The sequence below is a fragment of the Ruegeria sp. YTSA168 genome (genome assembly GCF_059610045.1).
This window is the reverse complement of record NZ_JBXWMW010000001.1, coordinates 469,536-481,574: the sequence shown is the minus strand read 5'-3', so window position 1 is coordinate 481,574 and position 12,039 is coordinate 469,536. Positions and strand designations below refer to the sequence as shown.

General features: G+C 53.3%; 11 protein-coding genes and 1 pseudogene. 3 read left to right on the top strand and 9 right to left on the bottom strand.

Annotated features, from left to right (window positions below; all coding sequences use genetic code 11):
• Positions 1-8: 8 nt before the first annotated feature.
• The 5 genes from AC2FFE_RS02425 to AC2FFE_RS02405 form a co-directional block, all read right to left on the bottom strand.
• Positions 9-773: an SDR family NAD(P)-dependent oxidoreductase gene (locus AC2FFE_RS02425; RefSeq protein WP_496845747.1), complete on the bottom strand. Its 765-nt coding sequence runs from the start codon at positions 771-773 to the stop codon at positions 9-11.
• Between the two features lie 92 nt (positions 774-865).
• Complete coding sequence (locus AC2FFE_RS02420) at positions 866-2,179, bottom strand: TRAP transporter large permease (protein WP_496818749.1); 1,314 nt, start codon at positions 2,177-2,179, stop codon at positions 866-868.
• A complete protein-coding gene (locus AC2FFE_RS02415; RefSeq protein WP_496818748.1) occupies positions 2,176-2,760 on the bottom strand; it encodes a TRAP transporter small permease in 585 nt (194 codons plus the stop codon). The genes AC2FFE_RS02420 and AC2FFE_RS02415 overlap by 4 nt, the downstream gene beginning before the upstream one ends.
• 56 nt (positions 2,761-2,816) lie before the next feature.
• Positions 2,817-3,854, bottom strand: coding sequence for a TRAP transporter substrate-binding protein (locus AC2FFE_RS02410; RefSeq protein ID WP_496845746.1), 1,038 nt, complete (start codon positions 3,852-3,854; stop codon positions 2,817-2,819).
• 437 nt (positions 3,855-4,291) lie between these two features.
• Entirely contained in the window at positions 4,292-4,720 is a 429-nt protein-coding gene (locus tag AC2FFE_RS02405; RefSeq protein ID WP_496818746.1) for a MarR family winged helix-turn-helix transcriptional regulator, read from the bottom strand.
• A gap of 159 nt (positions 4,721-4,879) precedes the next feature.
• Between AC2FFE_RS02405 and AC2FFE_RS02400 the strand changes: the two genes are divergently transcribed.
• Complete coding sequence (locus AC2FFE_RS02400) at positions 4,880-6,778, top strand: FAD-dependent monooxygenase (protein ID WP_496818781.1); 1,899 nt, start codon at positions 4,880-4,882, stop codon at positions 6,776-6,778.
• A 72-nt stretch (positions 6,779-6,850) separates the two neighbouring features.
• On the opposite strand, the gene AC2FFE_RS02395 is transcribed toward AC2FFE_RS02400, so the two are convergent.
• Positions 6,851-7,243, bottom strand: a complete 393-nt coding sequence (locus tag AC2FFE_RS02395) for an isocitrate/isopropylmalate family dehydrogenase (protein ID WP_496818745.1) — start codon at positions 7,241-7,243, stop codon at positions 6,851-6,853.
• A 6-nt stretch (positions 7,244-7,249) separates the two neighbouring features.
• Between AC2FFE_RS02395 and AC2FFE_RS02390 the strand changes: the two are divergent.
• Positions 7,250-7,891 (top strand): annotated as a pseudogene (locus AC2FFE_RS02390) (IS6 family transposase); the annotation flags it as partial.
• 181 nt (positions 7,892-8,072) lie between these two features.
• On the opposite strand, the gene AC2FFE_RS02385 reads toward AC2FFE_RS02390, so the two are convergent.
• The 3 genes from AC2FFE_RS02385 to AC2FFE_RS02375 all read right to left on the bottom strand — a co-directional run bounded on the left by AC2FFE_RS02385 (position 8,073) and on the right by AC2FFE_RS02375 (position 10,686).
• Complete coding sequence (locus AC2FFE_RS02385) at positions 8,073-8,576, bottom strand: cold shock domain-containing protein (RefSeq protein ID WP_496818743.1); 504 nt, start codon at positions 8,574-8,576, stop codon at positions 8,073-8,075.
• A gap of 149 nt (positions 8,577-8,725) precedes the next feature.
• The gene (locus AC2FFE_RS02380; RefSeq protein ID WP_496845745.1) at positions 8,726-9,568 is read right to left on the bottom strand and encodes a fumarylacetoacetate hydrolase family protein; all 843 of its coding nucleotides are present in this window, start codon (positions 9,566-9,568) and stop codon (positions 8,726-8,728) included.
• 98 nt (positions 9,569-9,666) lie between these two features.
• A complete protein-coding gene (locus AC2FFE_RS02375) occupies positions 9,667-10,686 on the bottom strand; it encodes a hypothetical protein (protein ID WP_496845744.1) in 1,020 nt (339 codons plus the stop codon).
• A 200-nt stretch (positions 10,687-10,886) separates the two neighbouring features.
• On the opposite strand from AC2FFE_RS02375, the gene AC2FFE_RS02370 reads away from it, so the two are divergent.
• Positions 10,887-12,011 carry a radical SAM protein gene (locus AC2FFE_RS02370; protein WP_496845743.1) on the top strand — a complete coding sequence of 375 codons (1,125 nt, stop codon included), beginning with the start codon at positions 10,887-10,889 and terminating at the stop codon, positions 12,009-12,011.
• The last annotated feature ends 28 nt before the right edge of the window (positions 12,012-12,039 follow it).

Sequence of the window (12,039 nt, the reverse complement as noted above, 5' to 3'; positions counted from 1 at the left end):
GGGGCTCCTTAACGAGGCGGCAGACGCACTGCACCATCCAGACGTATTGTGGTTCCGTTCAAGAAAGGATTTTCAACGATTTGTTCGGCCAGCAACGCGAATTCATCGGGTTCACCAAGACGGGCTGGAAAGGGAATGTTCGCAGTGATTTTTGCTGCAATATCCTCGGGCAGACCCTCCATCATCGGCGTGTGGAATAATCCTGGTGCTATCGCCATGACGCGAATGCCGTTTTGGGCAAACTCGCGTGCAGCGGGCAGACACATCGAGGCAATCGCGCCTTTCGACGCTGCATAGGCTGCTTGGCCCAATTGACCATCTTGCCATGCAACCGAGGCCGTATTGATGATCACGCCACGTTCGCCGTCGGATAGCGGTTCCAAATCGAGCATGCGTTTGGCCGCATAGCTCATGACGTTATAGGTGCCGAACAGGTTCACGCGCAGGGTTTTCTCAAAGACATCGAATGAGAGTTTCCCTTCACGCCCAACTATGCGTGCGGCCATGCCAACACCGGCACAACTGACTGCGATGCGAGGCGCAGAGCCTAGGGTCCCAGTGACTGTGTCAAATGAAGCGGCAACTGCAGCTTCATCGGCAACATCCGTTTGTACGGCAACACCATCAATCTCCTGCGCGACCTGGCGAGCCGCTTCGATGTTGAAATCCAGGATGGCAACCTTTGCGCCCTGGGAAGCAAAGCGACGCGCGGTGGCTGCTCCCAGACCGCTACCACCCCCGGTGACCAGAGCAACATTTCCGCTTAAGTGCATAAGGGAACCTCCATTTTTGTATGATCAATCATTGTTTTGTCTCATATCTATTTTTTTGGATAGACGGCGCACCGTTTACTAAGTTGTTTCGTTTATGGAATTAGAAAGAGCGTGATGGCGGGGAAAAGCACCAAAATGATGACCCGGACAATGTCAGAAGTGACGAACCACATTACAGCCTTGTAGGTTTCAACCATTGGGGTGCTGCGATCCATTGCGTTGATGATAAAGAGGTTCATCCCAACTGGAGGCGTGATTAGTCCGACCTCCACAACAATTAGAACCAATATCCCAAACCAAATGGCGACATGTTCGGGACTCATTCCAAAATCTAGAACGCTGATGACCGGAAAGAAGATCGGGATCGTCAGCAGAATCATTGAAAGGCTATCCATTAGGCAGCCAAAGACCAGGTAGAACGCTAGGATCAAGGTTAGTACCATCCACGGGCTCAGACCCAGGCCAACTACCCAATTGGAAAGCTCCTGAGGCACCTGAGTCAACGCAAGGAAGCTGTTGTAAAGGCCCGCGCCTAACACAATGAAAAAGATCATTGCGGTGCTGGTTGCCGTAGCAATGATGCTTTCCACAAAGACTTTCCAGTTCAAATTGCCCGAGACCAGAGCGATCAACCCTGTACCCGCAGCCCCTACTGCAGCGCCTTCTGTGGGTGTAAACCAACCCAGATAGATTCCCCCCACCACAAGGCCGAACACCAAAAGTACAGGCCATACATCCAAAAGCGCGCGCATGCGCTCTGCATATGGGATGGCCTCACGCGTTCCAGCAGCGTCAGGGTACAGCCGGACGTAAATTGAGATTGTGATTATATAACCGATCGCGGCCAGAATGCCTGGTACAAAGGCTGCAAGGAACAGCTTTGCGATGTTTTGTTCGGTCAGTATTGCGTAGATTACAAGGATCACTGATGGCGGGATGAGAATCCCCAGGGTACCACCGGCCGCCAGCGTCGCAGTCGAGAAACCACCAGAATAACCATACTGACGAAGCTCTGGTAAGGCGACCCGGCTCATGGTTGCTGCTGTCGCCAGCGATGATCCGCAAATTGCACCAAATCCGGCGCATGCACCGACTGCGGCCATCGCAACGCCACCCTTGCGATGCCCAAGCCAGCTTTCGGCCGCTTTGAATAGGGCCGACGACATGCCGGAAAGGGTGGCAAATTGGCCCATCAACAAAAACATCGGGATGATGGTCAGCGAGTAACTGGAGAACGTCGAATAGGTTTCGGTCTTTAGCTTGGCCATGAACATATTGGTTCCGCCCATAGCAAAAAAAAGTCCGCCGATACCGCATAGAAACATCGCAAGGCCAATCGGCGCGCGCAGAAAAATCATAGTCAGAAGGATTGGAAAGGACAGGTAGCCCAACTCAAGCATGCTCAATGCACTGCCTCCCCGGCATAAGGCAGTATGTGACGCCCGGTAACCAATTCAACGACTCGCGCGATGGCGCAGTAGATGGCAACCATTGAGGCGACGACAGCAGCGAGGAAGCTCAGCCCATAGGCCCACCACACCGGGAATTGCAAAAGGAAGGTGGTTTCACCGTAGGCCATCTTGCTTTCCATTCCGACGTACAAACGCCATGTTATAAGAACGATCACGGCTGTGAGGACCAATTCCCAGAAGGTAACTAGGGCCTTGTTTGCTTTGATTGGAAGTGCGTTTGTGAATACATCGACCGTCGCGTGGCTGCTGTAGAGCTGGCATATCGGCAAAAAAGCAAAGATCGAAAAGGCGACACCGGCCTCCACTAGCTCAAAGTCCCCGTTTAGTGGACCAACACCTGTCGCAATTAGTGCACTGGCAGCAGAGTCAGAGATGGATTTCAAAAACTCTGAATGACCAAGCGTATTCAGCCCGCGTCCGATGACGCTGACGCATGTCAACACGACTAACAGGGTTAGGACCAGTCCACCTGTGATGGCCATGAAGCGCGCAAAGCGTTCCACCAATCTCTGCATGTTGATCTCCGGATAAGTATCCCCAGAGCTTTAGATCGCTCTGGGGAGGAAGTCGCTTAGTTCGAGTGTTGCTCGATCAGTTCAAGCGCTCGGGAACGGAGGCCAGTACCGTCCATTCCTTTTTCGTCCATTTCGGCAATCCAGGCATCAGTGGTGGGCTGCGCGGCAGCTTTCCACTCGGCAACCTGTTCTGGCGACAACGTTATTATATTATTGCCGCGATCCACGGCCTGCTGTCGTGGGCCTTCGTCGTCCATTTGCATTTGTTTGCCAGCAAATGCCGAGAACTCAAGGCCAGAGTTTGCATCAATGATTGCTTTCAGGTCGTCAGGCAGAGCATCCCAGCGGTCCTTGTTCATCGCGAAGATGAAGGTCGTTGTGTAAAGCGAGTCATCGCCAAAGGTGGTGTGGTTGTCGACCAGCTCATTCACTTTTAGGGCACCGGTGACCTCCCAAGGGATGACTGTGGCGTCGATTACCCCTTTGGACAGTGCTTCAGGAACCGCTGGGACGGGCATGCCGACCGGCGTCGCTCCCAGCGAGCCAAACATACCATTGGTCACGCGCGTCGGTGCGCGAAGTTTGACACCATTTAAGTCTCCTACACTTTCAATTGGCTTCTTTGAGTGGATCAAACCTGGTCCATGTACCCAGAGACCAAGAACCTTCAATTGCTTGAAGTCTTCATCCATCATCGTCTCTTCCGCTAATTCCCAATACGCACGGGACATGGCTTCGGCATTTGTCATGGTAAAAGGCAGCTCAAATACCTCGGTGCGCGGGAATCGACCCGGCGTGTATCCCGCAACAGTCCAGACGATGTCCGCCACTCCGTCGATGGCCTGATCAATCAGTTCAGGGGGTTTCCCGCCGAGCTGCATGGCCGGGAAGCGCTGGATTTCGATGCGCCCGTCGGATTCGGCTTCGATCTTATCCGCCCAGACATCGAGAATGTTTTTGGGAACATTTGCCTGCGCGGGCAGGAATTGATGCATGCGCAAAGTAACGTCTGCCGCGAATGCACTCGTGGTCATGGCGCTAAAGGCAATTGCAGCTACCGCAGTCTTGAGAATGGTTCTGCGAGTGTTCTTCATGGTCTCCTCCCTTGATGACCTCAAAGCCGTTGTGTCATCGACAGCAATTGGCCTCTATAATGGTTATATCGCATAATAATATGCGTCTATATTTTCATTTTTTCATTTTTTCGTTTCTTGCAGTTGGCATTGGCTGGGATGCAGTGTGTCTGATTCTTGCGCGAATCAATAACAGTGCATTGCTTTTTGTATGGCTTTTAGGCGCCGGGTGAGCCGGTACTAAATCTGCTTAGATCTCCACCAACCCTCGCAGACAGCAAGCTATGCCCGCAATATGAACTCCTCCAGAAAGCAGTTTGCCTGTACATTCCCAAAAGGTAAATTGATGATTTATAGGTTATGGTTTCCAATTTTGGAAACTATACCGCGGTTTTCCAAGGGGTGATCGGGATTTAAAGCTGGTTCGCTAAGTGCAGCATCAGCATCAATTTGGCGATCTAGGCCTTATCTTCTCGCAGGGCGGTTTCAATCAACTTTAGAAGTACACCACGGCTTACGTCATCCAGCCCGTCCAAAATGTCATTTTGAAGATTGCTTACGACTGGAAGCGCCTTTTGAAAAAGCTCATGGCCTGCTTCTGTCAGTCGCACTTCGCGTGCACGTCGGTCTACGGTGCTTACTGTGCGTACTACCAATCCCTTCTTCTCAAGCCGATCGATAACGCCTCCGATGGTGGCGCGATCATAAGCAATGAGAGTCGCGATCTGAGCCTGATCTAATCCGGGTACTGAGCGAATGGCGTCCATTGCTGAAAACTGGACAGGCGTTAGATCCAACCCTTCTTGTTGAAGTTTGGACGCAAAAACCTGTGTGGACTTCTGGTGCAAACGCCGGATCAGGTGTCCGGCCATGCGAGTCGCTTTCATAGAGGCCTCAAAGGTTGGGTCTTCTGGTTTCGGCAGTCTCCTGCAGAAATATGCAGGATGCAATAAGATATGTATGCATATTGTTTTTGCATTTTTTATTTAATAAGTATACATACTACTTTGGACTTTCGTTCGATGTGCACAGTAAGGGGGATGACGATGCAATTTTACCTGGACGGCTTTCGTGGTGGTGACCCAGACATAAAAAATGCGTCGCTCAGGCGGCGAGACCGGTCAGAGCACGCTCCGCTACCCGAAAAGGTTGATGTTCTTATCGCTGGAACCGGACCTGCAGGATTGTGCCTATCGGCGCAGCTGTCGCAGTTTCCCGAAATCGAAACCATGATCGTGGAACGTGATCCGTGTAATATCAACAAAGGTAAAGCCGACGGCATCAATGTCCGCACCATGGAAATGTTTCAGGCCTTTGGAATTGCCGAGACAATCAAGCGAGAAAGTTACTGGGTCAATCAAACCAGCTTCTGGATGCCTGATCCTGAGAGGCCAGAAAACATCATGCGCATTGGGCGTGTTCAGGACGTGGCGGATGACTCGTCGGAAATGCCCCATATCTTGATAAATCAAGCGCGCTTGCATCAGTTGTTTTTGAATGTGATGGCAAATTCGCCTTCCCGATTGGCACCAGACTACAGCTGGTCTGTAAAAGACGTGCAAATCGATACGAGCATCGATGACTACCCGGTTACCGTCACGCTTGAAGATACGGGTGTAGATTGGGGGCAAACCCGCAAGGTGCGCGCAAAATACGTTGTCGGCTGTGATGGAGCGCGATCCAACGTGCGCCGTGCCATAGGTGGGAAACTAAACGGTGATGCGGCGCATCAAGCCTGGGGTGTTATGGATATACTGGCGAATACGGACTTTCCGGATGTGCGTCAGAAATGTTTGATCACTTCAGCGAGTGAGGGAAACATACTCATCCTACCGCGCGAAGGTGGTTATCTTTTCCGCATGTATGTCGAGTTGGAAAAGTTGCGAGAAGATGAGCGGGTGGCCGAACGAGGATTTGATGAAGCAGACATGATCGCGGCGGCCAATCGGATAATGAACCCTTACACAGTCGATGTGAAAGAAGTCGTCTGGTGGTCCATATATGAGATTGGCCATCGTATAACCGACCGGTTTGATGATGTCCCCGAGAGCGAAGCTGTAACGCGAACCCCACGTGTCTTTACCGCTGGGGACGCGTGCCACACTCATAGCCCCAAAGCAGGTCAGGGGATGAATGTGTCAATGCAAGATGCTTTCAATCTTGGCTGGAAGCTGGCGCATGTGTTGCAGGGGCGTTGTTCTCCCAGCTTGCTGCATTCCTATTCCGCCGAACGTTGGGTCGAAGCAAAGCGATTGGTTGAAACCGACCACGCATGGGCCCGCATCATGTCAGCACCACCTGGTCAAAGTGAGCTCGACGACGGTGATGAGCCTCGTTTTGTTCGGGCCTTCAAAGAGAACCTTGAGTTCACGGGTGGTCTGGCTGTGATATATGACCAATCCAAGCTTATCGGAGCACCGACCCATCAAGCTCTTGCAGCGGGTCAGGTGATTGGAAAAAGGTTCCATTCTGCTCCAGTGGTGCGGGTGTCGGATGCCAAACAAATGCAACTGGGTCACGTTGCATTGGCGGATGGCCGGTGGCGGATCTATGCGTTCGCTGGCCGCGATCACGAGCCCATCTACCAACTTGCCGAATGGATGGAGCAGAACGAGAATTCGCCTGTCACGAAAAACATCCGACCGGAAGAATGCGCCGATGCCCTAATCGACCTGCGCGTGGTATTTCAGGAAACCTTTGACCAACTTACCTACGAGGAAATGCCATCGCAGCTTAAGCCTAAAAAAGGCAAACTTGGGTTGCAGGATCACGAGAAAGTTTTTTGTGTCGATCACAAAGGGCAGGGTGACATCTACGAAATGCGCGCGATCAATCGCGTTGATGGGTGCACTATAATCGTGCGTCCCGACCAATATGTCGCCAATGTCCTACCTCTAGCAGATTGGGACTCTCTAGCTCGTTTCTTTGAAGAGATTTACGGTTAGACACCACGCAATAGAGGACTGTCGATACGGCGACAAGCAGTTGTCTCCACGCTCGCCCTGACGCCCAGAGGGCTAAGTGTTTTCACCTCGGATTGCATCACAGACCGCGTCTGTCACTTGTGGGGTCGTTGCGTTCCCTCCTACATCTGGTGTCAAAATGCCATCTGCACAGACTTTTTCGACGGCGCGCATCGGGCGGCATGCTGCGCTGGGCTCACCCAGATGGTCGAGCATTCGCGATGCGGTCCAGAATGTGGCTACTGGGTTCGCGATTCCTTTACCGGTGATGTCAAACGCTGACCCATGGATCGGTTCGAAAATGGAGGGATAGCGACGCTCTGGGTCAATGTTAGCTTTGAGCTCTAACCGAGCGGCCACGAAACTCTTGAACAAGAAATTCGATAAAGGCGCGCGGGTCTTGTCAGAAGAACTTTGCTTGAGCGGGGCAGGGCGGTTGCATAGCATTTAGGAATGACCAAACCTGCCTCCTTCAAATACTTCAAAACCAGCCCCGAAATCATCCGCCTTGCGGTGATGTTGTACATCCGATTTCCACTCTCGCTTCGGAATGTCGAAGATCTCCTGCATGAACGTGGGATCGATGTAAGCCATGAGACAGTCCGCTATTGGTGGAATAGGTTCGGCCCGATGTTCGCCGCTGAGATCAGACGGAAGCGTGTGCAGCAACTCCGAACCTTTTCAAAATGGAAGTGGCACGTGGACGAGGTCTTTGTGAAAGTGAATGGCAAACGGCATTATCTTTGGCGCGCTGTTGATCACGAATGCGAGGTGCTGAAAGCCGTTGTCACCAAACGCCGAAACAAAGCTGCAGCACTGAAATTACTCAAGAAATTGATGAAGCGGCACGGTTGCGCCGAAGAGATCGTCACAGATCGCTTCGCTTCCTACAAGGCAGCGCTCAGAGAAATGGGCGCGCTCGATAAACAACAGACGGGCAGGTGGCTCAACAACCGCGTCGAGAATTCGCACCTCCCGTTTCGACGACGCGAACGCGCGATGCAACGTTTCAAACGCATGCGAAGTTTGCAGAAATTCGCCGCCGTCCATTCCTCCGTCTACAACCACTTCAACCAGGAAAGATCGCTCACCAGCTGAGACATCTTCAAGCTGACACGCACCGCCGCTCTTAGCGAGTGGCGTCAACTTTGTTCCGGATAGGTTCGCGGTTTCCGCGGCAAACTGAGACTGGTTCGAATTCGTCTGACAGCACCGCCACTCATCTCGCTGCCCCTGATGTATCCGGGTACCATAACCGGTTGTTTCGGCGGATTGCTTAGCTCCAGGACCTGACGGATACGACGACTCGACCGTTTGGGCCGTCATCCAGTTCGACGCCAAGCGCTTCGCCGACATTCACCATTCCCAGACCCGTCTTGGCAAGGGTATTCAGGTGCAAAAAACAGTCCTGAGGATCATCAAACACATTAACAAAACCGTATTGCTTTTTCCTGCAGAACCATTTGACCCGCGCAGGCAGGTAGGTTCCACCTTCGCGTTCGCAGGTCCCCTCGGGCAGGATATCAGGCACAGTTTCAGCATGCAGTCCAAGGATTTCGACGATCTGCATACCTTTGGTCGTGCGCCGCGCCAGCGCTTTGATTTCGCACCCGGGCGCGATGGAGGTCTGGCCAAATTCGTTGAGTGTGTTCTGATGAAGAAGCGCGTCTTTGCCAGTCTCGTCGCAAGTGGCAAACCCATATCCATTTTCTGCGGCAAACCATTTCAAGGTACCTGAGAACTGAACCAGGGACGTATCCCCGAGCGTCGCGCCATCCATAACGATTTAACCTTTGAACTTCACTTCATTAACCAGCAACTCTTCTTATTGAATGTGGTATTAATAAGTCATGTTTTAGATGACTTTTGGCAAACGAAAAGTTAACGCCCTAAGTCTCCGGGGCTGTGAACGCGATGTGCCCGTATGAGCTAACCCGCGACAATCATTTGGCGCTGAACGCCTAAGCCTTCGACACCAAGTTCAAGGATGTCTCCGGGTTTCAGGTAGACGGGTGGATTTTGTCCCATACCAACACCGGGAGGCGTGCCGGTTGAAATCACATTCCCCGGTTGCAGCGACATGAACTGAGACAGGTGAGACACCACCGCCGCCACGCCAAAATGCATCGTTCGGGTTGAACCATCCTGATACCTGTGGCCGTTCACCTCAAGATAGATCGATAGGTTTTGCGAGTCTGTAACCTCATCCCGGGTTACCAGCCATGGGCCGATGGGGCCAAAGGTGTCGGCTGATTTACCCTTGGTCCATTGGCCCGAGCGGTGCAGCTGAAAGTCACGTTCAGATACGTCGTTGACCACGCAATATCCGGCGACATAGTCCAACGCGTCTGCTTCCGAGACATATTTGGCTTCTTTGCCGATCACTACACCCAGTTCGACTTCCCAATCGGTTTTGGTCGAACCGCGCGGGATCTCGACCGGGTCATTGGGCCCTGAGATGGCCGAAGTCGCTTTGAAAAAGATCACCGGTTCCGCGGGCAGATCCATCCCGCTTTCCGCCGCGTGATCGGCATAGTTCAGGCCGATGCAGATGAATTTGCCAACCTGGCCGACGCAGGCCCCAATACGCGGATTGCCAGTAACAACCGGCAGAGTTGATATGTCCAGCGCGCGCAGCCGGTCGAGCGAGGCATCGCCCAGAATCTCACCCGTTACATCACCGACTATGAAAGACAGGTCCCGAATGGCACCGCCGTCATCCAGCATCCCGGGTTTTTCTGCGCCCTTTGGGCCGTAGCGAAGCAATTTCATAGTTTGCGGATATCCTGATTGGTGATGGTGCCGAGCGTGGCTTTCGAAACCTGCAGCCAGTAGGTTTTGGGGTCAACCGCTCTATGCGCTCTAGAAACTCATAGGCTGAGGGGGGAGATTCCTCCCGCAAAAGCCGCAAGGATTGGTGCGGCGAGCGCGATGCCCGCACGCATGAAATCGCCGGGCCCATCTGAGAGACCATGTGTGGATCGCCAGTCATCGACATCGAAGTCATCCTCTGCGTCGTCTGCCTGCCGGGCCGCAATGGCCAGTTGTGTCACCCGACCATCCAGGATCAGTGCCACCGGCAGATAGAAGCTGAGCATCAGCAGACAGAAATAGGTTCCGGTGAACAAAGCCGATGCCGTGACCAAAGAGCTGAATGCGGCCTTTTCGGACTCTGCAATGACAGGTAAGGGCCAGTACATCCAGCTTGAAGCAAAGAACATCCCGAAGGTCAGGATCAGGCTGGACAAATACAGCTGTTGTTTCATCTGGCGGATGCTACGGGCCAGGCTGGCGGCCGTATCTTCGAGATCGTCGCCGCCACCAGATGACAGGCACAAGATCATCCCGGCAATCAGCGCGCCTACTGCCAGACCGGCCAGTGCGGTGACAATATCCATCACGCGCCGGAAGAGTGAGAAGACGGGGATATCCCCACAGGTGCCCAGGGCCCAGAGATCATTGGGTCCGTCGCAGCCCGGCAACGTGCCTTTGGACAGAGCCATTTCAAATAGCTCTTTTCCGACTTGCCCATAAATCTGCGGGGGCGTGTTCGTCATGTGCTGCTGAATGACCGGGATCATCGCAAGGCAGAAAACCGTAGTAACGGTCAGAATTGCGGCCAGCCTGGTAGCGCGTTCCGTCGGTCGCCTCAGGTTGCGTACCAAGACGGCGACCGGAAGAACAGCCAGAGCGGCAAAGAACCATGACGCCGCAAGAAACCGATACCGGCCAACTGTTTCCAACCAATCCTGATCCGCGATAAGAATGCCAACAGACAGGTTCAGGTCTTTTGGCAGCATGTGTGTCTGGATCAACTCATGGATCAGAAACACGCAAATCGGCAGCGCGACGATCGAAAAGTAATGCAGTTCTACGCGACGTTCGGACACGAGGGCGCCCCCCTTGCGTGAAAATTGTCTAAAAAACAGAGCATAGCATGGAATGAGGCTGGTTTCACGGTGTGGGTGGATGTTGGCCGCGTAGTGCCCGCATCCGTGTTGCCCGGCCAAACCGCGATGGATGGCGGTTTTTAGCCAATAGAAGCGAGGGATGTGATAAGATCAAGCGCAAGAGATGTTTTGGTGGGGCCATGATTAACCCAGTTCAGAACTATCACTACAACCAACAGCGCCGCGCCGGACCCCGGCCTTTGTTATGCTACAGCCCGTCGACCAGCCTGTATTTCGGGACCGAAGGTAAGGTTTCAAGCTGTTGTTATAATCGTGAACCGCTGGGCCGATATCCGGATCAATCCATCCGCGAAATCTGGCAGGGGCGTCCAAGGCAAACCTTGTGCCAGCGCGTGGCGCAGGGTGATCTGGGTGGCGGGTGCAATGGGTGCGGGTCGCAGATTGAAACCGGGAACTACGGCGCTGTTGTCGCACAGCATTTTGATCGCTGGAGCGTTGATCCCGATCACCCGACCTCGTTTTCGTTCGAACTCCACAATGCATGCAATCTGGAATGCATCATGTGCAACGGGGAACTGTCTTCGCGTATCCGTCGCTACCGCGAGCTGCGCCCGGCGATGCCGCAGGCTTATGGGGGCGAATTTGTTGAGGAGTTAGAGGATTTTATCCCGCATCTTGAAGGTACAACCTTTTATGGTGGCGAGCCCTTTGTAATGCGGCTTTATTATCAAATCTGGGAGAGGCTGATCGCCCTGAACCCAGAGTGTGAGATTACCATTCAGACCAATGCAAGCCTGCTGCCGGATCAGGCCTTGTCGGTTCTGGAGCGGGGAAATGTGCATATTGGTATCTCGCTCGACTCTGTCCGGCGTGAAACCTATTGCTCGATCCGCCGCAACGCGGATTTTGATGAAGTGATTAAGAACACCCGCTGGCTGGCCGAGTATTCGCGGCACCATCAGCGCCCGTTTGGCATATCGGCCTGTATCATGACGGTGAACTGGCAGGAACTGGCAGACCTGTTGGCTTTTGCCGACGACCTGGGTGCGGTTTTGTATTTCAACACTGTGTGGGAGCCCGAGCACTTGTCGCTGGCCTATGCCCCCCCCACCATGATCCTGCGAGTGATTGATCTGTACCGCAGACTTGCCGTCGAAAGGGGATTGCGCGGACCTATGGATGTGGCGAGGACTGTGACATCGACCAATCTGGCCGGATACATCGCCTTGCTGGGCACCTGGTATCAGGCTGCAATTCACCGCCAAAGCGAAGAGAAATTGGCGAAACTCAAGAGTTTGGTGTAGACTGGCGACAAGAATGACCGAAGCGAAA